Annotated in this window: 24 protein-coding genes; 11 read left to right on the forward strand and 13 right to left on the reverse strand. The window is 68.5% G+C overall.

The features are described 5' to 3' along the window. Nucleotides 1-7: 7 nt before the first annotated feature. The 6 genes from ABE434_RS15195 to dapB form a co-directional block, all read right to left on the reverse strand. On the reverse strand, nt 8-928 hold the full coding sequence (locus ABE434_RS15195) for a phosphoglycerate mutase (protein WP_346479415.1): 921 nt from the start codon (nt 926-928) through the stop codon (nt 8-10). A 5-nt stretch (nt 929-933) separates the two neighbouring features. Further along, complete coding sequence (gene greA / locus ABE434_RS15200) at nt 934-1,398, reverse strand: transcription elongation factor GreA (protein WP_026069738.1); 465 nt, start codon at nt 1,396-1,398, stop codon at nt 934-936. Nucleotides 1,399-1,406: 8 nt separating this feature from the next. Further along, nucleotides 1,407-4,649: a carbamoyl-phosphate synthase large subunit gene (carB, locus tag ABE434_RS15205; protein ID WP_346479416.1), complete on the reverse strand. Its 3,243-nt coding sequence runs from the start codon at nt 4,647-4,649 to the stop codon at nt 1,407-1,409. 54 nt (nt 4,650-4,703) lie between these two features. Then, entirely contained in the window at nt 4,704-5,258 is a 555-nt protein-coding gene (locus ABE434_RS15210; protein WP_346479417.1) for a hypothetical protein, read from the reverse strand. After that, nucleotides 5,258-6,388, reverse strand: coding sequence for a glutamine-hydrolyzing carbamoyl-phosphate synthase small subunit (gene carA, locus ABE434_RS15215; RefSeq protein WP_346479418.1), 1,131 nt, complete (start codon nt 6,386-6,388; stop codon nt 5,258-5,260). The genes ABE434_RS15210 and carA overlap by 1 nt, the downstream gene beginning before the upstream one ends. A gap of 240 nt (nt 6,389-6,628) precedes the next feature. After that, nucleotides 6,629-7,369 carry a 4-hydroxy-tetrahydrodipicolinate reductase gene (gene dapB, locus ABE434_RS15220; RefSeq protein WP_346479419.1) on the reverse strand — a complete coding sequence of 247 codons (741 nt, stop codon included), beginning with the start codon at nt 7,367-7,369 and terminating at the stop codon, nt 6,629-6,631. Nucleotides 7,370-7,559: 190 nt separating this feature from the next. Between dapB and ABE434_RS15225 the strand changes: the two genes are divergently transcribed. Further along, complete coding sequence (locus tag ABE434_RS15225) at nt 7,560-7,961, forward strand: MerR family transcriptional regulator (RefSeq protein WP_346479420.1); 402 nt, start codon at nt 7,560-7,562, stop codon at nt 7,959-7,961. 54 nt (nt 7,962-8,015) lie between these two features. After that, nucleotides 8,016-8,597: an NAD(P)H-dependent oxidoreductase gene (locus ABE434_RS15230; RefSeq protein WP_346479421.1), complete on the forward strand. Its 582-nt coding sequence runs from the start codon at nt 8,016-8,018 to the stop codon at nt 8,595-8,597. Nucleotides 8,598-8,642: 45 nt separating this feature from the next. Here ABE434_RS15230 and ABE434_RS15235 read toward each other — a convergent pair whose 3' ends face one another. From ABE434_RS15235 to ABE434_RS15245, 3 genes are read right to left on the reverse strand one after another with little or no spacing between them, the layout of a single operon-like run. After that, nucleotides 8,643-8,897 carry a DUF6587 family protein gene (locus tag ABE434_RS15235; RefSeq protein WP_346479422.1) on the reverse strand — a complete coding sequence of 85 codons (255 nt, stop codon included), beginning with the start codon at nt 8,895-8,897 and terminating at the stop codon, nt 8,643-8,645. Next, nucleotides 8,897-10,756: a ferrous iron transporter B gene (locus ABE434_RS15240; protein ID WP_179459049.1), complete on the reverse strand. Its 1,860-nt coding sequence runs from the start codon at nt 10,754-10,756 to the stop codon at nt 8,897-8,899. The genes ABE434_RS15235 and ABE434_RS15240 overlap by 1 nt, the downstream gene beginning before the upstream one ends. After that, the gene (locus tag ABE434_RS15245; RefSeq protein ID WP_346479423.1) at nt 10,753-11,010 is read right to left on the reverse strand and encodes a FeoA family protein; all 258 of its coding nucleotides are present in this window, start codon (nt 11,008-11,010) and stop codon (nt 10,753-10,755) included. The genes ABE434_RS15240 and ABE434_RS15245 overlap by 4 nt, the downstream gene beginning before the upstream one ends. Nucleotides 11,011-11,124: 114 nt before the next feature. On the opposite strand from ABE434_RS15245, the gene ABE434_RS15250 reads away from it, so the two are divergent. The 7 genes from ABE434_RS15250 (at nt 11,125) to ABE434_RS15280 (ending at nt 17,869) form a co-directional block, all read left to right on the forward strand. Further along, nucleotides 11,125-11,913, forward strand: coding sequence for an enoyl-CoA hydratase-related protein (locus tag ABE434_RS15250; RefSeq protein WP_346479424.1), 789 nt, complete (start codon nt 11,125-11,127; stop codon nt 11,911-11,913). A gap of 10 nt (nt 11,914-11,923) precedes the next feature. Further along, a complete protein-coding gene (locus tag ABE434_RS15255) occupies nt 11,924-12,310 on the forward strand; it encodes a VOC family protein (protein ID WP_319208086.1) in 387 nt (128 codons plus the stop codon). A 168-nt stretch (nt 12,311-12,478) separates the two neighbouring features. Continuing rightward, a complete protein-coding gene (locus tag ABE434_RS15260) occupies nt 12,479-13,372 on the forward strand; it encodes a hydroxymethylglutaryl-CoA lyase (RefSeq protein ID WP_346479425.1) in 894 nt (297 codons plus the stop codon). Continuing rightward, nucleotides 13,369-15,957 (forward strand): EAL domain-containing protein, encoded by a 2,589-nt coding sequence (locus tag ABE434_RS15265; protein ID WP_346479426.1) that lies wholly within the window; start codon nt 13,369-13,371, stop codon nt 15,955-15,957. Before ABE434_RS15260 ends, ABE434_RS15265 begins: the two co-directional genes overlap by 4 nt. Before the next feature lie 52 nt (nt 15,958-16,009). Next, a complete protein-coding gene (locus tag ABE434_RS15270; protein ID WP_346479427.1) occupies nt 16,010-16,780 on the forward strand; it encodes an SDR family NAD(P)-dependent oxidoreductase in 771 nt (256 codons plus the stop codon). Between the two features lie 68 nt (nt 16,781-16,848). Next, complete coding sequence (gene yeiP / locus ABE434_RS15275) at nt 16,849-17,415, forward strand: elongation factor P-like protein YeiP (protein ID WP_121036675.1); 567 nt, start codon at nt 16,849-16,851, stop codon at nt 17,413-17,415. Beyond that, complete coding sequence (locus tag ABE434_RS15280) at nt 17,405-17,869, forward strand: hypothetical protein (RefSeq protein ID WP_346479428.1); 465 nt, start codon at nt 17,405-17,407, stop codon at nt 17,867-17,869. Before yeiP ends, ABE434_RS15280 begins: the two co-directional genes overlap by 11 nt. A 45-nt stretch (nt 17,870-17,914) precedes the next feature. Here ABE434_RS15280 and ABE434_RS15285 read toward each other — a convergent pair whose 3' ends face one another. After that, entirely contained in the window at nt 17,915-18,652 is a 738-nt protein-coding gene (locus ABE434_RS15285; RefSeq protein WP_346479429.1) for an MliC family protein, read from the reverse strand. Nucleotides 18,653-18,755: 103 nt separating this feature from the next. Further along, nucleotides 18,756-19,151 carry a nuclear transport factor 2 family protein gene (locus ABE434_RS15290; RefSeq protein WP_346479430.1) on the reverse strand — a complete coding sequence of 132 codons (396 nt, stop codon included), beginning with the start codon at nt 19,149-19,151 and terminating at the stop codon, nt 18,756-18,758. Between the two features lie 224 nt (nt 19,152-19,375). On the opposite strand from ABE434_RS15290, the gene ABE434_RS15295 reads away from it, so the two are divergent. Then, nucleotides 19,376-20,125 (forward strand): response regulator, encoded by a 750-nt coding sequence (locus ABE434_RS15295; RefSeq protein WP_346479437.1) that lies wholly within the window; start codon nt 19,376-19,378, stop codon nt 20,123-20,125. Next, the gene (locus ABE434_RS15300; RefSeq protein WP_346479431.1) at nt 20,125-21,192 is read left to right on the forward strand and encodes an ATP-binding protein; all 1,068 of its coding nucleotides are present in this window, start codon (nt 20,125-20,127) and stop codon (nt 21,190-21,192) included. The genes ABE434_RS15295 and ABE434_RS15300 overlap by 1 nt, the downstream gene beginning before the upstream one ends. On the opposite strand, the gene ABE434_RS15305 is transcribed toward ABE434_RS15300, so the two are convergent. Next, nucleotides 21,170-22,987: a DUF4105 domain-containing protein gene (locus tag ABE434_RS15305; protein WP_346479432.1), complete on the reverse strand. Its 1,818-nt coding sequence runs from the start codon at nt 22,985-22,987 to the stop codon at nt 21,170-21,172. The genes ABE434_RS15300 and ABE434_RS15305 overlap by 23 nt on opposite strands. After that, nucleotides 22,987-23,280: a DUF2388 domain-containing protein gene (locus ABE434_RS15310; RefSeq protein WP_346479433.1), complete on the reverse strand. Its 294-nt coding sequence runs from the start codon at nt 23,278-23,280 to the stop codon at nt 22,987-22,989. Before ABE434_RS15310 ends, ABE434_RS15305 begins: the two co-directional genes overlap by 1 nt. Nucleotides 23,281-23,310 lie beyond the last annotated feature (30 nt).

Genomic DNA, 23,310 nt, shown 5'->3' on the forward strand with positions numbered 1-23,310 from the left:
GCTGCACTCAGGTGTCGTGCAGCTGCACCGGCTTCTTCCAGAACCGCCAGCGCTGGCCTTTGTCGATCTCCACGCACGTGCCGTCCTCGAAATCCAGGACCAGCCGCGTCAATTCCCCGCGCGCGATCGCCGCCAGCAGCGGCCGTATCGCCTCATTGCCCAACTGCTCCAGCGAACGCAGCTGGCGCAGGTCCACCAGGGCATCCACGGTCTGCTCGCCATCGGCCTGCAGGCCTGCCGCCTTGGCCAGCGCCTGCAGCAGCGCATCGCGGCTGCGGACCTGGGCATGCGCGGTGGTCACGCGTTCGGGCAGCTCACCACCGCCCCAGAACCACAACGAGTTGATCGCACGCTTGCCGTCGGCCACGCGCTGTTGGGTCCACGCGTGCTGGTGCAACACCACCTGCGCCTCGGTCAGCAGGGCACGCCAGCGGCGGCCTGCATCGCCTTCGGGCAGATGGGCGAACAGATCATCGCCGAGCACTTCATCGGGCTCGGCGAATACCGGCAGCGTGGTGCCGGGCGGGAGGCGCAGATACCAGCGGGACGGCACCGGGGCATCCAGCACGAAACCGTAGCCGGCAAACAACGGCTGCAAGGCAGGCAGCAGGTGCATGACATCGGCGAGATCGGGCCGCAGGGTATCCCCGTGCCCCATCAGGCGCGCGCCATGCATGTCCGGCACCACGTTGGCCGGATCGGCCCGCAGCCATACCGCCCCGTCGGCGTCGCCGACATCCAGCTGGCGGGTCAGGGCTGCGGCCGACCACGCGTCCGGCTGCGTCTGGAAATGCCGACGCAGCTGGGCGCGCTCGCCCACCTCGGCGCTGCGGCGTTCCGCACGCCCCAGCGCCTTGGCGACGTCATCGGGCAGCGGCGCCGCCGGAAACCGGCTGCGCGCCGGCAGCAACAACGTCGCCGTGGCCATCGCCGTCAGTCCAGGTACTGGACGCTGACGATTTCGTACTCGCGCTGGCCGGCCGGTGCGTCGATGGTGACCGCATCGCCTTCCAGCTTGCCGATCAAGGCGCGGGCCAGCGGCGAGGAGATCGCGATCAGGCCCAGCTTGATGTCCGCTTCGAGGTCACCCACGATCTGGTAGCGCTTTTCTTCATCGCTTTCCACGTCCGACAGCTCGACGGTGGCGCCGAACACCACCTTGCTGCCGGCGTTGAGCTTGGTGATGTCGATGATCTCGGCATGCGAAAGCTCGCCTTCCAGCTGCTTGATGCGGCCTTCGATGAAGCCCTGCTCCTCGCGCGCGGCGTGGTACTCGGCGTTCTCCTTGAGATCGCCGTGCTCGCGTGCCTCGGCGATCGCCGCGATGACCTTCGGGCGCTTGACCGACTTCAGGTGGTCAAGCTCTTCGCGCAGACGCTGCGCGCCCTTCAGGGTGATCGGTGCTCTCATGCGTTCAACTCCTTGTGCAGTTCCTGCAGCGACCAGACCGGGCCGGTCCCGCGGAATTCCAGTGATTGCACCAGCGCCATGGCGCCGGCGATGGTGGTCGAATAGGTCACGCGATGCTGCAGGGCTTCGCGACGGATCGAGAACGAGTCGTTGATCGCCGCGCGACCTTCGGTCGTGTTGACGATGTAGACGATCTCGCCGTTCTTGATCGAATCGACGATGTGCGGACGGCCTTCGACAACCTTGTTGACGATCTCGCAGTCCATGCCGTGCTCCTGCAGCCACGCGCCGGTGCCACGGGTGGCAACCAGGGTGTAGCCGCGCTCGAGCAGGGCCTTGGCCACCGGCAGCACGCGCTTCTTGTCCGGATCACGCACCGAAACGAAGGCCTTGCCCAGCGGCGGCGCCTTGATGCCACCTGCTTCCTGCGCACGCGCGAAGGCGGCGCTGAAGCTGCGGCCCACGCCCATCACCTCACCGGTGGAGCGCATCTCCGGCCCGAGGATCGGATCGACGCCCTGGAACTTGGCGAACGGGAAGATCGCTTCCTTGACCGAGTAGTAGCCCGGCACGATTTCCTTGGTCGCGCCCTGCTCGGCCAGGGTCTTGCCCGCCATGCAGCGGGCGGCGATCTTGGCCAGCGGCATGCCGGTGGCCTTGGAGACGAACGGCACGGTGCGCGAGGCACGCGGGTTCACTTCCAGCAGGTAGACGATGTCTTCGCCGTTCTCGCCCGCCTGGATCGCGAACTGGGTGTTCATCAGGCCGACCACGTTCAGGGCCTTGGCCAGCTCGACGACCTGGCGACGCAGCTCGGCCTGGGTTTCAGCGGACAGCGAGTACGGCGGCAGCGAGCAGGACGAATCGCCCGAATGCACGCCGGCTTCTTCGATGTGCTCCATGACGCCGCCGATCAGCACGTTGCCGTCCTTGTCGGCAATGATGTCCACGTCGACTTCCACGGCGTTGTCGAGGAAGCGGTCCAGCAGCACCGGCGAATCGTTGGAGACCTTCACCGCGTCGCGGACGTAGCGGGCCAGATCGGATTCACCGTAGACGATCTCCATCGCACGGCCGCCCAGCACGTAGCTCGGGCGCACCACCAGCGGGTAGCCGATCTCGCGGGCCAGCAGCAGGGCTTCCTGGTCGTTGCGGGCGATGCGGTTCGGCGGCTGCTTCAGGCCGAGCTTGTCGACCAGCTGCTGGAAACGCTCACGGTCTTCGGCCAGATCGATGGAGTCCGGCGAGGTGCCGATCACCGGCACGCCGTTGGCTTCCAGCGCGCGCGCCAGCTTCAGCGGGGTCTGGCCGCCGTACTGGACGATCACGCCCTTCGGCTGTTCCAGCTCGACGATCTCCAGCACGTCTTCCAGCGTCAGCGGCTCGAAGTACAGGCGGTCGGAGGTGTCGTAATCGGTGGAGACGGTTTCCGGGTTGCAGTTGACCATGATGGTTTCGAAGCCATCATCGCGCAGCGCCAGTGCCGCGTGCACGCAGCAGTAGTCGAACTCGATGCCCTGGCCGATGCGGTTCGGACCGCCGCCCAGGATCATGATCTTGTCGCGGTTGCTCGGCGCCGCTTCGCACTCGTCCTCGTAGGTCGAGTACAGGTACGCGGTGCTGGTGGCGAACTCGGCGGCACAGGAATCCACGCGCTTGTACACCGGGCGCACTTTGTGGGCACGACGCAGCGCGCGCACGGCCGCTTCGTTGGTACCGGTCAGTTCGGCCAGACGGGCATCGGAGAAACCGGCGCGCTTGAGCTTGCGCAGGCGCGCGGCGTCCAGCGCATCGATGCCATCAGCGGCCACCCCGGCCTCGGCCTGGATGATCTCTTCGATCTGGTCCAGGAACCACGGGTCGATGTGCGACAGGGCGAACACGTCTTCCACGCTGAAACCGGCGCGGAATGCATCACCGACGAAGAACAGGCGCTCCGGGCCCGGGGCCTTGAGCTCGCGCTTGATCGTGGTGATGTCGTCTTCGTTGGACAGGTCCAGGCCGGTCGGGTCCAGCCCGACCTTGCCGGTTTCCAGGCCACGCAGCGCCTTCTGCAGCGACTCCTGGAAGGTGCGGCCCATCGCCATCACCTCGCCCACCGACTTCATCTGGGTGGTCAGGCGCGCATCGGCGGCCGGGAACTTCTCGAAGGCGAAGCGCGGGATCTTGGTGACGACGTAATCGATGGAGGGCTCGAACGAGGCCGGGGTCAGGCCGCCGGTGATTTCGTTCTTCAATTCGTCCAGGGTGTAACCCACCGCCAGCTTGGCCGCGACCTTGGCGATCGGGAAGCCGGTGGCCTTGGAGGCCAGCGCCGAGGAACGCGACACGCGCGGGTTCATTTCGATCACGACCACGCGGCCGGTGGTCGGGCTGATGCCGAACTGCACGTTCGAGCCACCGGTATCCACGCCGATCTTGCGCAGCACGGCGATGGAGGCATCGCGCAGGCGCTGGTATTCCTTGTCGGTCAGGGTCTGGGCCGGGGCCACGGTGATCGAGTCACCGGTGTGCACGCCCATCGGGTCCAGGTTCTCGATCGAGCAGACGATGATGCAGTTGTCGGCGGTGTCGCGCACCACCTCCATCTCGAATTCCTTCCAGCCCAGCACCGACTCTTCCACCAGCACTTCGGTGGTCGGCGACAGCTCCAGGCCACGGGTCACGATATCGACCAGCTCTTCGCGGTTGTAGGCGATGCCGCCACCGCTGCCGCCCAGGGTGAAGCTGGGGCGGATGATGGTCGGGTAGCCGACGCGGGTCTGGATATCGATCGCTTCTTCCAGCGTGTGCGCGACCGCAGCGGACGGGCACTCCAGGCCGATCTCACCCATGGCCACGCGGAACAGCTCGCGGTCTTCGGCCATGCGGATGGCATCGCGCTTGGCGCCGATCAGCTCGACGTTGTACTTCTCCAGCACGCCGTTGTCGGCCAGGTCCAGCGCGCAGTTCAGCGCGGTCTGGCCACCCATGGTCGGCAGCAGCGCATCGGGCTTTTCCTTGGCGATGATCTTCTCGACCGTCTGCCAGTTGATCGGCTCGATGTAGACGGCGTCGGCCATCTCCGGGTCGGTCATGATCGTGGCCGGATTGCTGTTGACCAGCACCACGCGGTAACCCTCGTCGCGCAGCGCCTTGCAGGCCTGCGCGCCGGAGTAGTCGAACTCACAGGCCTGGCCGATGACGATCGGGCCGGCACCGATGATGAGGATGGTTTTAAGGTCAGTGCGCTTGGGCATTGTCTTCTCTAAGTCTGGACAGCGAGGCAGATGGGGGTGATCGCACGCTGTCGATCAGGAAATATCGTCGGGGTTCAGCACGATCCGGCACTGGTCCTGCAGCGGCTTGGCCAACTGCGCGCCCAGATTGTCCGGCATCGCCGGCCCGCTCTCGAACGACGCCACCAGCCGGCGATAGGCCGGGCTGCCGATGAAGGCGGCAAGCTGTGCGCGGTCCGGCCCGGCCAGGCCGGCAGCGGCCTTGGCCTCGGTGTTCTCGGGCGTGGAATTGGCGAAGCCGCCCGCCAGCGCCTCGCCCGCCGGCGTAGCCAGGAAGCGCGCCCACTCGGCGATCACGGCGTCGCCATCGCTGCCCAGACCCGTGATGATGGAACCACGGAACTGCGCATCCAGCAGATCGCGCACGGGTACCTGCGCGCACTGCTGATCAGCCTCCGACAGCGCCTTCAGCGCCGGCGTGGTGTCGATCACCAGACTGGACATGGTGGCGCCCAGCGTGCCGAGGCCCAGCGTCTTCACCACCGCCGCCACGTCGGCATCGGCGGCGGGCGCAGCCTGCGCCACACCCGTGACACACCACAGCAACGGCAGCAGCGCGAGGCTGCGCATCAAGCTTTCGCCTCGGCCATCAGTGCCACGAAGCGGTCGAACAGCGGACCGACATCGTGCGGGCCCGGCGAGGCTTCCGGATGGCCCTGGAACGAGAACGCCGGCACGTCGGTGCGCGCGATGCCCTGGTTGGTGCCGTCGAACAGCGAGCGGTGGGTCACGCGCAGGGTCGCCGGCAGCGAGGCTTCATCGACCGCGAAACCGTGGTTCTGCGAGGTGATCATGACGCGACCACTGTCCAGATCCTGGACCGGGTGGTTGGCGCCGTGATGGCCGTGACCCATCTTGACCGTCTTCGCGCCGGAGGCCAGCGCCAGCAGCTGGTGGCCCAGGCAGATGCCGAAGGTCGGCACCTTCTTTTCCAGGAAGGTCTTGATCGCGCCGATCGCGTAATCGCACGGTTCCGGATCGCCCGGGCCGTTGGACAGGAACACGCCGTCCGGATTCATCGCCAGCACTTCGGCTGCCGGGGTCTGCGCCGGCACCACGGTGAGCTCGCAGCCGCGCTCGGCCAGCATGCGCAGGATGTTCAGCTTGGCGCCGAAGTCATAGGCCACCACCTTGAAGCGCGGCGCCGCGTTGACGAAGGCGTTGCTGTCCAGATCCAGCTGGCCCTCGGTCCAGGTGTAGCTCTTGTCGGTGCTGACCACCTTGGCCAGGTCCATGCCCTTCAGGCCCGGGAACTTGCGCGCCGCTTCCAGAGCGATGTCGACATTGATGTCGTCACCGGCCATCAGGGCGCCGTTCTGCGCGCCGCGCTCGCGCAGGATGCGGGTCAGCTTGCGGGTATCGATGCCGGAGATGGCGACCACGCCGCGCTGGAGCAGCCAATCCTGCAGCGACACCTGGCTGCGCCAATTGCTCGGGCGGCGCGGGACATCGCGCACGATCAGGCCGGCCGACCATACCTTGGCCGCTTCATCGTCCTGGTCGGTCATGCCGGTGTTGCCGATATGCGGGTAGGTCAGCGTGACCATCTGCCGGGCGTAGGAAGGATCGGTCAACACTTCCTGATAGCCGGTCATGGCGGTGTTGAACACCACCTCACCGACGGACAGGCCGGGCGCGCCTACGGATTCGCCCTCGAATACGGTGCCGTCTTCGAGGACGAGGATTGCGGCTTGGGTCACGGAAATCTCACTTTGGCTACCGAGGGGTCGCCGAAGTCACGCCTGCGCTTCACGAAAAAGCGGCTGCAAAAAAGCGCGGACTGCGGTTCTGGACCGGTCCGGCTGTCGTGATTCGGCGAGCGGGAATTGTAAAGGGAAGCCGGGTTCGACGCCAGTATCCGCGTGCAATTGCCCTGTTCAGGCCGATAAAGGGCGCAGCGCCGGTTCAGGCGCGCGCCCCGCTGGCCCCGCGGGGCCCATTCAGACGGCAGGCGGCGGCGTCGCCCCATCCAGCAGGTCGCGCACGCGGTAGCTGCCCGGCGCACGGCCCGGCAGCTGGCGGGCGGCAAACATCGCCCCTCGGGCGAAAATGTCGCGGTTGGTCGCGCGGTGGGTCAGTTCGATGCGCTCGCCCAGCCCGGTGAACTGGACCAGGTGCTCACCGACGATGTCGCCGGCGCGCAGGCTGGCGTAGTGCGGCTCGGCCCCGCCCTTCTCCGCCGCCGCGCCCAGGGTCAGGGCCGTGCCGGACGGTGCGTCCTTCTTCTGGCTGTGGTGGGATTCGACGATGTCGCAGTCCCAACCCTTCAGCGCGGCGGCTGCACGCTCGACCAGCTCGTCCAGCACCGCCACGCCCAGGCTGAAGTTGGAGGCCCAGACCAGCGGAATCCGGCCGGCCGCCTGGATCAGCGCCTGGCGCTGCGCCTCGCTGATGCCCGTGGTACCGGAGACGAAGCCGGCGCCGCGCTCCACGCACAGCGCCAGCACCGGATCGAACCCCTCGGGCAGGCTGAAATCGATGGCGACATCGAACTGGGGGGCACCGCCCAGCTCACTGCTGGCGAAGTGCGGCACGCCCTCGACCACGCGCTGGGCCGGCGAGCGGCGGGTGACCGCGGCCACGACCTGCAGGGCGGGAGTGTCGGCGGCAAGGCGGAGCAGCGCCTGGCCCATGCGGCCGGACGCACCGTGGATGAGCAAACGTAGGGGAGTGGTAGTCATGCCCGCAGGCTAGCGGGTGGTGGCGAGGATGTACAAGAGGAAAACCACCCGCGGCTTGCTACGCTGGCCGGCCGGTCCCTCTGGCAGCCTCTCCATGCAGCGTTCGCAACCGCGCCTTCCCGTCACCCGCAGCGCACCGGGCCTCGGCCATCACCTGGTGATGCATGGCGGGCCGATGCGGGATTGATCCATGCGCATCTCCGACATCGCCCGACGCAGCGGCGCCAGCCAGAAGGCCATCCGCCTGTATGAAGCACGCGGCCTGCTGGCGCCGGTCCCGCGGGTCAATCGCTACCGCGACTACAGCGAACAGGATCTCCATCTGGTCCAGCTGATCCGCCAGGCGCTGACGCTCGGGTTCCGGCTCGCCGACGTGGCCTGCCTGCGTCGCGCCGATGGCGGCATCGATTGGCCACGCGTGCAGACACTGCTGGTGACGCGCCAACAGGCGGTGCGCGCAGACATGGAGCGCCTCCACCAGCTGGACCAGGCGCTCACCGTTCTACGCGATGAGGTGGCCGAACTCGTCGTCCACGGGGATACCGGCGCACTGGAAAGCTGCATGGCCGCGGGCGACTGCCGGGCCGCTTGACTCTGCCCCATGGGGCAGACCGCAGGCTTGCGCTCCCCTCCTGCGAGTACGTCCATGTCCCGCTCCATCGTCATCCTGCTTGGCCACCCCGACCGTGACAGCCTGTGCGGCGCAATGGCACAGCGCTACCGGGACGCCGCGCAGGCGGCCGGCCACGGCGTCCACCTGTTTGCCCTGGGCGAGGCCGATTTCGATCCTGTCCTGCGCCATGGTTACCGCCAGATCCAGCCGCTGGAGCCCGACCTGCAGGAAATCATGGCCGCCATTGCCGAATGCAACCACCTGGTGCTGGTCTACCCGACCTGGTGGGGCGGCATGCCGGCGCTGTTGAAGGGCTTCTTTGACCGCGCCTTCCTGCCTGGCGTCGCGTTCCGCTATCGCAAGGATTCGGTGTGGTGGGACCGGCTGCTCGGTGGGCGCAGCGCGCGGGTGATCACGACCCTGGACACCCCGCCCTGGTACTACCGTTGGGTGTACCGCATGCCGGGATATCAGCAGATCCGCCGCACGATCCTGGAATTCTGCGGGATCAAGCCGGTCAGGATCAGCGGATTCGGCCCGGTGCGCAGCACCACGCTGGCGCAGCGTGAGGCCTGGTTGCGGCAGGTGGAGCGACTGGGCAACCTGGGCCGCTGACTGTGGTTCTGCAGGGGAATCCACGCAAGGCGTGGATCCCGCCCCTCAGTGCTGCTTGGGCGGCGTCGGCCCACAACTGTCGCAGCCGCCACACGCACCACCGCCACCCGTGGCAGGTGGCGCGATCCTGCGGCCCAGCGCCTGCAGCCAGGCGGCACGCTGCGGCTTGACCAGCCCCAGCGCGATCGCCCCGCGCGCCCGGCGCACGGTGCCCGGGAACTGCTTCTTCATCACCACCCACGCGCTGGCCAGCACGGCCAGCGCGATGACGGCGTACTGCAGCAGCAGGCCGGTCTCCATCAGCCGCCGCCCAGTGCCACGGTCACCTGGTAGGTGATCAGCGAGGCGATGTAGGCGGCCGCGAACAGGTAGAACGTGGCAAAGCCCATCTGCTTCCACGAGTTGGTCTCGCGCTTGATCGTGGCCAGCGTGGAGATGCACATCGGGGCGTAGATGTACCAGACCAGCAGCGACAGCGCGGTGGCCAGCGACCAGCCATCGCTGATCAGGGGCGTCAGTGCCTGGCTGGCTGCATCGTCATCAGCGGCCGACAGTGCGTACACCGTGGCCAGAGAAGCCACCGCCACTTCGCGCGCGGCCAGGCCCGGGATCAGCGCGATGCAGATCTGCCAGTTGAAGCCCAGCGGCGCGAAGAACACCGCCATCGCGTGACCGATCTGGCCGGCGAAGCTGTAGTCGATCGCCGGCATCGTGGCGTTCTCCGGCGCCCCCGGGAACGACAGCAGGACCCACAGCAGGATGGTCAGCGCCAGGATGATGCCGCCCACGCGCTTGAGGAAGATCATGCCGCGTTCGTACAGCCCGACCGCCAGATCGCGCGGGTGCGGGATGCGGTAGGACGGCAGTTCCAGCATCAGCGGATGCTCGCTCTTGTCGCGGCGCCACTTCTTCATCGTCCAGGACATCAGCAGCGCGCTGACGATGCCGGCCGCATACAGCCCGAACAGGACCAGGCCCTGCTGGTTGAACACGCCCCAGATCTGCTTCTGCGGGATGAAGGCGCCGATCAGCAGCGCATACACCGGCAGGCGCGCCGAACAGGTCATCAGCGGAGCGACCAGGATCGTGGCGAGCCGGTCGCGCGGGTCCTGGATGCTGCGGGTGGACATGATGCCCGGCACCGCGCAGGCGAAGCTGGACAGCAGCGGGATGAACGAGCGCCCGGACAGGCCGGCCGCGGCCATCATGCGGTCCAGCAGGAAGGCCGCGCGCGGCAGGTAGCCCGACTCCTCCAGCGCCAGGATGAAGGCGAACAGGATCAGGATCTGCGGCAGGAACACGATCACGCCACCCACGCCGGCGATGATGCCGTCGGTGAGCAGGCTGTTGAGCGGGCCTTCCGGCAGCGCGCCCCCGATCCAGCCACCCAGTGCGGCGGTGCCGGCCTCGATGAGGTCCATGACCGGGGTGGCCCAGGCGTAGACGGCCTGGAAGATCAGGAACATCACCACCGCCAGGGTCAGCAGCCCGAACACCGGGTGCAGCAGCCAGCGGTCCAGCGCGTCGTCGATCTTCGCCGTGCGCGTCGGCATGCTCACCGAGGCGGAGAGGATGTCGCGCACCTGGGCGTGGTAATCGGTCTCGGCCGCGGGCACTGCCACCGGCGCCTGCAGGTGCGGCACCATCGCATCCAGGCGCTCGACCAGCCTGGCCGCGCCATTGCGACGCACCGCCACGGTCTCCACCACGGGCACGCCCAGCGCCTGTTCCAGCGCCTGCACGTCGATCTTGATGCCGCGGCGCTCGGCCGCATCCACCATGTTCAGCGCCACGATCATCGGCTTGCCCAGCTCACGCAGCTCCAGCGCGAAGCGCAGATGCAGGCGCAGGTTGGTCGCATCGATCACGCACAGCAGCACGTCCGGGGCAGCCTCGCCGGGGTAGAAGCCCCGGCACAGATCACGGGTGATCGCCTCGTCCAGGCTGGCCGGCTGCAGGCTGTAGGCGCCGGGCAGATCGAGCACGGCGAACTCGCGGCCTGACGGCGCGCGCAGGCGGCCTTCCTTGCGCTCCACGGTCACGCCGGTGTAGTTGGCCACTTTCTGGCGGCTGCCGGTCAGCTGGTTGAACAGCGCGGTCTTGCCACTGTTGGGGTTGCCGACCAGGGCGATGCGCAGGGCGTTGGTCGCGGCGCTCATGCGTGGGCCTCCCGCGCCTGCAATGCGGTGACCACGATACGGGCGGCCTCACTACGGCGCAGCGCGAAGCGCGTGAACCCGACCTGCACCAGCAGCGGCTCGGCGCCGACCGGACCACGGGCGACCAGACGCACTTCTTCGCCTTTGACGAAGCCAAGCTCCTTCAGTCGGCGGGCGATCGCATCGTTTGCGTGTAGTTCCTGCACGGACTCCACCACGGCGGAGCTGTACAGCGCCAGATCGGACAACGTCACGGAGCGCCTTCTCGATGATAGGAATGGTTATCAATTCTACCATCGACGCGCCGCGGCATTGCCCGTGCCCCATGGCCCGCTATGATCTGTACATGTAACGGAGCAAGCCGACCCATGAGTGATGCACTACGGATTGAACGCAGCGCCTCGGTGCTGACCCTGTGGCTGAACCGCCCGGCCCTGCACAACGCCTTCGACGCCTCGTTGATCGCCCAGCTGACGGCCGCCCTGGAGGCCGCCGGCCGCGACGACCACGTCCGCGCGGTGGTGCTCGCCGGCGACGGCGCCTCGTTCTCGGCGGGCGCGGACATGCAGTGGATGCGTGGCATGGCCGCCGCCAGCGAGGAAGACAACCGCCAGGACTCGCTGGCCCTGGCCCGCCTGATGCGGACCCTGGACGAGCTGCCGAAGCCGACCATTGCCCGCGTCCAGGGCGCCGCCTTCGGTGGCGGGGTCGGCCTGGTCGCCTGCTGCGACATCGCCATCGCCAGCACCAGCGCCCGCTTCGGGCTGACCGAAAGCCGCCTGGGCCTGCTGCCCGCGGTGATTTCGCCCTATGTCATCGATGCGATCGGGCCCCGCCAGGCGCGTCGCTGGTTCGCCACCGGCGAGCATTTCGATGCCGAGACCGCCCTGCGCATCGGCCTGGTCCACCAGCTGATCGAGCCGGAACGGATCGACGAGGCCGTCCAGCGCCAGCTTGGCCTGCTCGACAAGGCCGGGCCGGTGGCCTCGTCCTCGGCCAAGGACCTGGTCCGCCGGGTCGCGCTGGGCCGCGACCGCGATGCCACCGACCGCGACAACGCGGCCCTGATCGCCCGCCTGCGGGTCTCGGCCGAAGGCCAGGAGGGCCTTGGGGCCTTCCTCGACAAACGCGCCCCGCATTGGGTCACCCAGGACTGAGGAAAGCGTCATGCTCGACCACGTTGGCATCCGCTGCGCCGATTTCGCGCGCAGCCTGGCGTTCTTCCAGCAGGCCCTGGCCCCGCTGGGCATCTCGGTAGTAATGCAGGTGTCGGCCGCCCAGACCGGCGATCACGACCATGCCGGCTTCGGCCGCACGGGCAAGCCGGACTTCTGGATCGGCAACGCGCCCGGTGCCCACGGGGGCGTGCACGTGGCCTTCAGCGCCGGCCGCCGCGCCGACGTGGACGCCTTCCACCGCGCCGCACTGGCGGCCGGCGGCACCGACAATGGCGCCCCCGGCATCCGCGAGCACTACCACCCCGATTACTACGGGGCGTTCGTGCTCGACCCGGACGGCAACAACATCGAAGCGGTCTGCCACCACCCCGGCTGACCGCCCCACGCCGGCGGGATGGCCGCTTTGCCGCCCATCCCGCGTATCCCCTTTTCGTGGCCTGCCGGGGACCGTGGGCCGCCTTTCGTCTGACAGGAATCTCCGTGACCTCTACCCCGCCCCGCCCCCTGCTGGTCGTCCGTCGCTCCGTTCGCGGAGGACTGGCCCATGGATGATTTCGTCCGCATCGTCGAGGTCGGCCCGCGCGACGGGCTGCAGAATGAAGCCCAGCCGGTCGCCACCGCCGACAAGATCGAGCTGATCCGCCAGCTCTCGCTTACCGGGCTGCGCACCATCGAGGCCACCAGCTTCGTCAGCCCGCGCTGGGTGCCGCAGCTGGCCGACGCCGCCGAGGTCTACACCGGGATCGACCGCCGTCCCGGCATCGACTACCCGGTGCTGGTGCCCAACGAACAGGGCTACGACCGAGCCCGCGCGGTGGGCGTCCAGGAAGTGGCGGTGTTCACCGCCGCCTCGGAGACGTTCAACCGGACCAATACCAACGCCGGCATCGAAGAGTCGCTGGCGCGCTTCGCGCCGATCCTGGAGCGGGCCAAGGCGGACGGGGTCAAGGTGCGTGGCTACGTGTCCACCGTGCTCGGTTGCCCGTACCAGGGCGAGGTCGCGGTGAGCGAGGTGGTGCGCGTCGCCCGTGCGCTGCACGACATGGGCTGTTACGAAATCTCGCTCGGCGACACGATCGGCGTCGGCACGCCGCGCAAGGCACGCGCGATGCTCAAGGCCGTCGCCAGCGAGCTGCCGATGGCCGCGCTGGCCGTGCATTTCCACGACACCTATGGCCAGGCGCTGGCCAACATCGATGCCTGCCTGGAAGAAGGCGTGCGCGTGGTCGACTCGGCCGTCTCCGGTGCGGGCGGCTGCCCGTATGCCAAGGGCGCCAGCGGCAACGTCGCCAGCGAGGATGTGGTCTACATGCTGCACGGCATCGGCATGCGCACCGGCATCGATCTGCCGGCGCTGGCCGCCACGGGGCGCTGGCTGGCCGCGCGCCTCGGGCGCGAGACCGGCAGCAAGGCTGGCAAGGCGCTGGCGGCGACATGAAAAGCGGCGGCCGGCGCAAGGACGCTGCGGTCGGTGATCACCTCACCGCCCACGTCCACGCGCTGGCCGCCCTGGAACATGCACTGGCCCGCTCGCCCGGTGAGCTGCGCGGCCTGCTGGAGAATGTCCAGCAGGCCCTGCAGGAAGCCATGGACGAGCGCCAGCTGGCCCTGCGTCGCTATGCCGCGCTGTTCGATGCGGTCCCGGACCCGGTCAGCATCCTCAGCGAAAGCGGCGTGGTGCTGGACCTCAACAAGGCCGGCGTGCGCGCCTACGGCCGCCCCCGCGAGGAGATCGTCGGGCAGCCGATCGAGCTGTTGAACCCCGACCTGCCCGGCGACCATCTGGACCCGGTCTGGGAGGCCCTGCACCGGGGCGAAACCTATGTCATCGAAGTCACCAACATGCGCGGCGACGGCAGCCGGTTTCCCGTCGAGGTGCATTCGGCCGGCTTCGAACACCAGGGCGAGCACTGCATCGTGGCGGTGGCCCGGGATCTGAGCAGCCGCTGGCAGGCCGAATCGCGCTACCGGCTGCTGATGGAGTCGATCGACAAGGGCGTGATCCTGTTCGACCGCCAGCTGCGCGTGGTGTCCGCCAATCCGGCCGCGCACCGCATTCTCGGCACGGCCGGCAATGGCGGCAGCCTGCAGGCGATGCTTGCTCCTGAAGACTGGATCAGCGTGGACGAGCACGGGCACCCGCTCACCCGCGAGCAGTGGCCGGCCAGCGTTTCGCTGCAGAGCGGCCGCATCGTGCGCAGCACCATCGTCGGCCTGTACCACCGCCCGCGCGGGCGGATGATCTGGATCTCCACCACCAACGTGCCGGTGTACGGCAACGGGCGCGATGCACCGGACCATGTGTTCGCGCTGTTCAGTGACATCACCGAACTCAAACGGAACAACACCCTGTTCGACCGCGCGCAGTCACTGGCGCACATCGGCGGCTGGGAGTGGGACCGTGGCCTGCAGCGCCTGTACCTGACCGACGAGGCGACCCGCATCCTCGGCCAGGCGCTGCCGATGCGCGACATGGCCGAGCTGCTTGAATGCCTGCGCCTGGATGACCGTTCGCAGCTGCAGCAGGCACTGCTGGACGTGATCGACAAACAGGTCTCCTTCGAGCTGGAACTGCAGGGCCAGCGCAGCGACGGCCACTCGTTCTGGGTGCGCATGATCGGCGAGGCCGAGGCCGGGGATGTGGATGCCGCGCGCATCGCCGGCACCGTGCAGGACATCACCGCGCGCAAGCAGGCCGAGGAGACACTGCGCATCCAGGCGCGCACCGATCCCCTCACCGGGATCATGAACCGCGACGCGGTGCTCAATGACCTGGCCACGCGCATGGCCAACCCGACGCACTGCCGGGTCGCCGTGCTCTACATCGATCTGGACCGCTTCAAGATCGTCAACGATCTGCTCGGCCACAACGCCGGCGATGAACTGCTGATCGATGCCACCCGCCGCATCGCCACAGCGATCGGTACCGAAGGATTGCTGGCGCGGTTCGGCGGCGACGAGTTCCTGGTGGTCTGCGATACCCGCGACCAGGCCGACCAGCCCGAGCAGCTGGCCGAGGCCATCACCCGCGCCTTCAGCACGCCGTTCCGTTTCGGCGCCGACGAGTTTCCGGTGACCACCAGCATCGGCATCGCGCGCGCGCCGCAGGACGGACTGCGCCCGCAGCAGCTCATCCAGAACGCCGACATCGCCATGTACGACTGCAAGCGGCGCAGCCGCAACGGTTGGCAGGTATTCTCGCCCGAGCTGGCCCAGCGCCAGCACGATCGCCTGCAGATCGAGAGCCGCCTGCACCGCGCGCTGGACGACGATGAGTTCCATCTGGTGTACCAGCCGCAGGTCAACCTGCACAGCGGCCAGCTGATCGCCGCCGAGGCACTGATCCGCTGGCGCAACACCCAGCTGGGCGAGCTGCGCCCGGATATCTTCATCGGCCATGCCGAGAACACCGGCGACATCGTCCGGATCGGCCTGTGGGTGCTGCGCGAGGCCTGCCGGCAGGTACGCCGCTGGCAGGATGACGGGCTCGGCATCGTACGGGTGGCGGTCAACGTGTCCTACCGGCAGTTCGTCGGCGAAGACCTGGCCCGGCACGTGCGCGCGGTGCTGGATGAGTTCCACCTGCCCGGCAGCGCGCTGGAGCTGGAGTTCACCGAACGGGTCTTGATCGAGGACGCGCCGGACACCCTGCGCACCTTCGCGCAGCTGCGCGAGATGGGCGTGCTGCTCACCATCGACGACTTCGGCGAAGGCTACAGCGCGCTGAACTACCTGCGCCGGCTGCCGATCCACGGGCTCAAACTGAGCCAGCTGTTCGTCGAGGGGGTCCCGGGCAACCGCTCGGATGTCGCCGTCTGCGAAGCCGTGTGCGGGATCGCCCGCAGCCTCGGGCTGGGACTGGTGGCCGAGGGCATCGAATCGGAGGCCCAGCGCCAGTTCCTGCAGACACTGGGGGTCTCGGTCGGCCAGGGCTTCCTGTTCGCGCCGGGACTGGCACCGGATGAGTTCGCCCGGCGGCTGGCGCTGCGCGCGAGGGTGGCCGTGGGCAGTGCACAACAGTGATCGCGACCGCTTCCGTTAGAATCGGCGGTTCTTGAACCAGCGGGATCGTGCAATGCAGCTGTCTTCTGTCCGCGCCGTCATCACCGGCGGTGTCTCCGGCCTAGGCTTGTCCGTGGCCCAGCACCTGGTCGCCCACGGCGCCAAGGTGGCCCTGTTCGATCTCAATGACGACAAGGGCGCCGCGGCCGTGGCCGAACTGGGCCAGGCCAATGCGCGCTACTACAGCACCAACGTCAGCGATGAAGCCGCCGTGGCCGCGCAGATCGAGGCCGCGTGCGACTTCCTGGGCGGGCTGAACGTGGCGGTCAACTGCGCCGGCATCCTCGGCGCCGGCCGCGTGCTCGGCAAGGAAGCGCCGATGCCGCTGGCCAACTTCCAGGGCACGGTGATGGTCAACCTGGTCGGCAGCTTCAACGTCGCCAAGGCCGCCGCCAACCGCATGCAGCACAACACCCCGGGCGAGGACGGCGAGCGCGGCGTGATCATCAACACCGCCAGCGTGGCCGCCTATGAGGGCCAGATAGGCCAGGCCGCCTATGCCGCCTCCAAGGGCGGCGTGGTCAGCATGACCCTGCCGATGGCCCGCGAGCTGTCGCGCTTCGGCATCCGCGTGATGACCATCGCCCCGGGCATCTTCTGGACTCCGATGGTCGACGGCATGCCGCCGGCCGTGCAGGAATCGCTGGCCGCCTCCATCCCGTTCCCGCCGCGCCTGGGCAAGCCGGACGATTTCGCCGGCCTGGTCGCCTACATCCTGGGCAACACCTATCTCAACGGCGAAACCATCCGCCTTGACGGCGCCGTGCGTCTGGCGCCGAAGTAAGCGAGCACGCAACCCGCTGGGTGCCCGGTTCCGGCACCCGCCACCTCCACGAACCGACCTTCATTCCCATGAAAGCCAGCGACATCAAGAAAGGCAACGTCGTCGAATTCAACAACGGCGTCTACCAGATCCGCGACATCGAACGCAGCTCCCCGCAGGGCCGCGGCGGCAATGTCCGCTTCCGTTTCATCATGTACAGCGTGCCCGGCGGCAACAAGCTCGATTCCAGCTTCGATGCCGACGACAACCTGCCGGAAGTCGAACTGCTGCGCCGCCAGGCGACTTACTCGTACATGGACGGCGACGCCTTCGTCTTCCTGGACGACGAGGACTACACCCCGTACATGGTCGACGCGGACGTGCTCGGCGATGACGCCGGCTACATCACCGATGGCCTGACCGGCATCTACGTGCAGGTGATCGACGAGACCCCGGTGGGCGTACAGCTGCCGACCAGCGTGGTGCTGGAAGTGGTCGAGACCCCGCCGGAGCTCAAGGGCGGCACCGCCACCAAGCGCCCGAAGCCGGCCAAGCTCAGCACCGGCATCGAGATCATGGTGCCGGAGTACATCGCCAACGGCGAACGCGTGCTGGTCAACACCACCACCGGTGAATTCGCCGGCCGTGCCGACTAAGCGGTCCGCACCGACCGTCCTGCTCCTGCTGCTCGCGGCGTGCTCGCCGCGGGCAGTGGAGAGCGAGACGCTGGACCCCGAAGCCACGGCGGCCGCAGCAGCGGTCGATACCACCGGCAATGCACGCTGCGACGTGCCTGCCGAGCTGTTCGTGGCCGAAGACATCCGCATGTACTGCGCGATGCCGGGCGACGTGCAGGCGTTCCTGGGCCGCGAAAGCGCGTGCCAGCACTTCGCCGGCGAAGAAGCCTACGACGAGGACCGCGCCCGCGAACTGGCGTATGCGATCCACGAGTACTGCGACGACCGCGCCAGGCTGTTCAACCAGCTTCTGCAGCGCCATGCGGACAATTGCCTGGTGCACACCGAGCTGATGCTGCTCGGCACCCGCAACGAACTGGTCCTGGATACGCGCAGCCGCGCGCTGCCCAATCCCTGCCCGCGCGGCATCTGATGCCTCACCGGACGCGCACGCGCGCATCCGGTGACGACGGATCGATCAGGGCTTGGCTGCCAGCGACGGCGCACCGGCAAAATCGCCACACCCATGGTACTGGCGCGCACCGACCGTCAGCATCGCGGTGGCCCCGAAGGCCTGGCCGCTCATATCGTCCTGGCACACCGTGCGTTGGAAAGTCAGCTTGACCGGGGTGCCATCGGCGGCGGTACCGGACCAGCCATCACGGCCCTGCGTGGGGCTGGGAATCTCGAGCTTGCGCTCGCCGTAATCCATCTCGATGTGCAGCGCCGGCGTCGCACCCGCACCGACCTGGGCCAGCCAGCCGGGCTCGTTCCCGGTCGCGCGGAACCCGCCCGCCGCATCGGCATCCGCAGTGGCCGTGGCGTTGGCCGGCGGTGCTTCGCCGCCCTGCTCGCCGGTGCCTGTGCAGGTGCGATCCGGTTCGCCCTTGAGGATCAGGATCCCGTCAGTGGTGCCCTTGGTCCAGAATTCGTTGCCCTGCCCATCGCCATACTTGGCACCGGACGCGGCCGGCTGCGACGACATTGCGAAGGTACGGTCACCCACCACCACCGTCGCCGAATCCTGGCCGCGGTAGGTGGCATGCACTTCCAGCTCGCCACAGCGGAAGGCGTAGCTGCGCTCATCGGCCGTGGAGGCATCGAGGGGGGGCGGCGCTTCGCTGCCGTCGGCGGCGGGGCTGCTCTCGGTGGCCGGTTGGCAGGCGGCGAGTACGCCGGTAACGGCCAGGCTCAACAACCAGGGAGATGCGCGCATGAGGAACTCCTTGCGATAACGTCGACAACACTTGATCGTACCTGCCGCGCCGTGAGAACAGGTGAAGCGGCGCTGACCCCACCCGCCCTGCTGAACGCGCGGTTCAGCGCACCGGTGGCGATGCGGGGAGCACGCACATCGACAGCAGCTGCACGCCGGGCGCGGTGCTGCTGCGCGTCCAGACCCGCAGCAGGCGCAGTGTGTGCAGGCGCCTGCCGTGCTCGCCATCGAGGTGGATGCGCAGCTCGCCGGTGACCAGCACCATCGCGCCGCAGGCGAGCTGCTCGGTCTGCTGCCGCTCGATCGCGGCGATGCGGATGCGCCGCGCGTTCCAGCCGGCCAGCAGCGGGGACGCATCTTGGCGCTGGCCAGCGTGGTCGGTCAGGAACAGCGCCGGCGACAGCAGCGCACGCACCTGCTGCGGCTGCCACTGGACCAGCGCATCCCAGAGCCGCGCCTCGGCTGCCTCGACGTGTGCCGGTTGCAGGAGCGCGTTCATGTGTGCACCCGCCATCGTCGCAGCGTCATGCGCCCACCGCGCACGCGCCGTGTCTCGTTCGCCGCCCCAAGGGCGGGCAACCATCTGGAGTTCTTCATCCGCAGCACAGGGCCGGAACACCGGCTGAAATCACGATGGCGGCAGTCTGCGTGGGCTCGGTGGGGTTTCGATGGAGGAAGTGTGGAGATACGATGGAGCACAAGCACCTTCCGGCCCTGCCCTGCATGCCCGCCTCCGATTCACCCGGCGCCCCCACCGCGCGTTGGGATCATTCGCTCAACGCCCTGGTCCTGATCGTCGAGGACGAACCCGAGATCGCCGACATCGTCGAGGCCTACCTAGCCCGCGAAGGCCTGCGCACGCTGCGCGCGCAGGACGGCCTCGGCGCCCTCGCCCTGCATCGCAGCGCGCGGCCGGACCTGGTCCTGCTCGACGTGCAGATGCCGGGCATGGACGGCTGGACCGTGCTCAACACGCTGCGCCAGCGCGGCGATACGCCGGTGATCATGTTGACCGCGCTGGACCAGGACCTGGACAAGCTCACCGCGCTGCGGATGGGCGCGGACGATTACGTGGTCAAGCCCTTCAACCCGGCCGAAGTCGCCGCGCGGGTGCGTGCGGTGCTGCGCCGCACCTTGAATGCGCCGCGCCCGAGCGCACCGGAGATCCTGCGCGTGGGCAGCCTGGTGATCGATCCGGAGCACCACGCCGTGCATGTCGAAGGCGATGGCTACAGTCACGAACTGCTGCTCACCCTGACCGAATACAAACTGCTGCACTGCATGGCGCTGGCACCCATGCGCATCTTCAGCCGCAGCGAACTCATGCACGCGTGCCTGCCGGAAAGCGAAGCGCTGGAGCGCACCGTGGACAGCCACGTCAGCAAGCTGCGGCGCAAACTCGATGATGTCGGCCTGGCCAACGTGCCGGCCAGCGTGCGCGGCGTCGGTTACCGGCTGGCGGCGGACCATTGATGCGCCGCTCGGGCCTGAGCCGGCACATCGTGCTGTCGATGTCGATGATGGTGCTGGCGGTCATCGTGATGGTGATCCTCAGCTCCTACCTGCTGTATGCCGTGCTGGTGGCGTTCTACCCCGGTGGCGCCGCGGAGCCGGTCAGCTGGGTGCCCAGCGGCCCCGAGCTGGTCTGGATGGTGGGCGTGACCCTGATCGGGCTGACCCTGGCCGTCGCTGCCTCGGTGCGTTTGTCCCAGCGCATCCTGACCCCGCTCAATGCGGTGGTGGACAGCATCGGCCGGCTTGCCGATGGCGACCTGGGCGCGCGCGCCGCAATCAGTGATCGCTCGCTCGGCGAAGTGGCGCTGCTGGTGGACGACTTCAACGCGATGGCGCGCCGGCTGCAGAACATCGAGGCGGACCGGGTGATGTGGCACGCGGCGATCGCGCACGAGTTGCGCACGCCGGTCACCATCCTGCGCGGCCGCCTGCAGGGCCTGGCCGAAGGGGTGTTCGCCCCGGATGAAGGGCAGTTCCGCAGCCTGCTGGCCCAGGTCGAAGGGCTGTCGCGGCTGATCGAGGACCTGCGCGTGCTGAGCCTGGCCGACAGCGCCCGCCTGGATGTCCGCCGTGCCCGCAACGATGTGGTGCAGGAAGTGCAGTCGGTGATGACCCTGGTCGACCCGGGCTTCCGCAGCAGTGGCTTCGTGCTGGAGCTGGAAACCTCGCGCGAGGAGCATCCGGCGCATTGCGACCCGACCCGGGTCCGCCAGGCGCTGATGGCGCTGCTGGAGAATGCGCGGCGCTACGCCACGCCCGGCAGGGTCCGCGTCGCCGTGCACGACACCGCCACCCACGTACAGATCGCCATCGACGACGAAGGTCCCGGCATCGACGCGGGGCTGCGTGAGCAGATCTTCGATCCGTTCCTGCGCGGCGATGGCTCGCGCTCGCGTCAGCGCGGTGGCAGCGGGCTGGGGCTGGCGGTGGTCAAGGCAATCGCCGATGCGCATGGCGGCCACGTCGCCTGCACAGCCAGCACGCTGGGCGGCGCGCGCTTCGTCATCGAGCTGCCGCGGCAGTAACACCGTCTTCCCGGGCCAGTTCGCGCATCCGCGCGCCGAGCCGGGCCAGCGAGCTGTCGATCGTGGCCAGCTCGCGTTGCTGCCGCACCGGCAGGCGTTGCTTCAACTGCCGTTGCAGCGCCTTCCAGGCCGGCGCGCCCTGCGCACTCAGCTGCACGGCGGCCTCGGCGGCCATCGCGCGCTCACCGGCGGAGGGCAGACCGTAGCCCCCACCCTTCACCAGGGCCGCCGGGCTGACCAGTTGGCCGGTGTCCTCGAGCAACGCGCGCAGCGTGTCGCGCGCCGCGGCATCCCCCGCGTCCGGATCGCCGAGCAGCCGCTTCAGGACATCGCGCGCACGCAGTTCCTCGCGGCGCAGTGCCGCCTGTTCCAGCAACAACAGGGCCGCCGTGGCGCGCAGATCGCCCTGCTCCACCCAGCGTGCCCGCTCACTGGCCGGCTGCCGCAACCAGTCGCCGACGTTCGCCGTGCCCAGCGGCAGCTGCCGGCGGGCGACATCGAACAGCTGCTGGTAATGCGCTTCCGCCGACGCGAAGTAATAGCCCTGCCGGGTCGCCTGCCCCCGATCGTTCAGCACGCTGGCATCCGCCACGCCCAGCCGCTCCAGACGGGTCAGCAGGCCGCGCGGGGTGAGCCGGTTCAAACCGGGCGACGCCAGGCGCGGCACGCCTTCCTGCAGCAGCTTGCCGGTTTCCACCGCGCAGTTGTTGCTGACGAACAGATAGCGCCCGTCGTAGCTCCAGTGCACCTGCGCGACACGCTCGAGCAGGCTGGCGATGTCCTGCTCATCCATCGCCAAGGGCACCGAGGACAGCCCCCGCAGCTCGAGCTGGGTGTATTCGTTGATGACCTGGTTGAGCGGCAGCACGAACAGACGCGAGGGATAGGCGCCGGTCAGCCCGCGCCAGCTGGAGATCTGCACATCGCCGACGAAGGCGCGGTAGGACAGCACGCGGTGATGGGACAGGTCCATCCGGCAGGCCGGCCCGCGTGGCCGCCCCGGCGCGCAGATCACCAGCCGCAGCATGCTGTGGCCCCAGCGGCTCATCAGCTGGTCATTGCCCTCGGCGAGCAGGTAGTCGACGCCGTAAACCCGCGCTGGATCCAGCTCGAGCAGCGTCGCAGCGCCTGCCTCCTCTTCGGCCTGCATCAACGGCAGACGGGTGTCGCAGTCGACCGCGTGCGCGATCGGCCCCAGGTGCTCGGCGAACCACGCGGCGACGGCCGGTCGACGGCAGGCGTACTCGGGATCGAGCAGCAGATGCTCGGCGTTGACCGCCAGGAACTCGGCCGGGCTGGCACGCTCGTAATCATCGGGGCTGCGCCCGCTGAAGGCGTTGCCGGTGCGGCCGAGTTTCCACGGGCGTCGTTGCCAGCCGGCCAGATCGCGCAGCCGCACGTCGCGTGACCAGCCACCCTGCGACGAACGGTCCAGCACGTGGGTCAGTTCATGGATCAGTGCCGCCTCGAGCGGGCGCGGCAATGGTTGATCCTCCTGCACGCTGTCGAGCAGCGCGCGCTGCAGGGTGATCGTGCCGTTGCGGGCACGGCCGTGCACATGGGCCGGCAGCGCGTCCGACCAGCGGATCAGGACCGGCTGCTGGAACCGTGCCTGCCACCCGGAAGGAAGGCGCGTGCGCACCTGCTGCAGGGCGCGCTCGGCGGCGACGATCTGCGCCGCGTTCAATCCCTGCGGCTGCAGTTCCAGCTGCAGCGAGGCGTGCGCCCAAGGCGCGGCTAGCCACGCGATCAGGACCGCCCAGCGCCAGCGGCGGACCTGACCGGCGGGTTGCATCAGCGTGCCAGCAGAGTCCTGGCCAGCGTCATGTCACTGGCCTGCTGAGCGGCACCCTGCTCGCGCAGGTGCAGCAGCGCCGCTTCCAGGCGTGCGCCACGGATGGCGCCGTCGCTGGCCACGAAGGCCGCGGCGTCATCACGCGCATCGAGCACGATCTTGTCATCGCCCGAGCTGGACGAACCGGCCGAGGACGCGCCGGATGCGGAGCCGGCGGAGCTGCCGGCAAAACTGGACGCCATCGCAGACAGCGGCAGGGCAAGCACGGCAAGAAGCAGGATCGGACGCATCATCAGGGTGTCGTTCGTGGTGGAAAGCACAGA

The organism is Stenotrophomonas sp. TWI1183, assembly GCF_039673115.1.
In the GTDB taxonomy this organism is placed as follows: Bacteria; Pseudomonadota; Gammaproteobacteria; order Xanthomonadales; family Xanthomonadaceae; genus Stenotrophomonas; species Stenotrophomonas maltophilia_AA.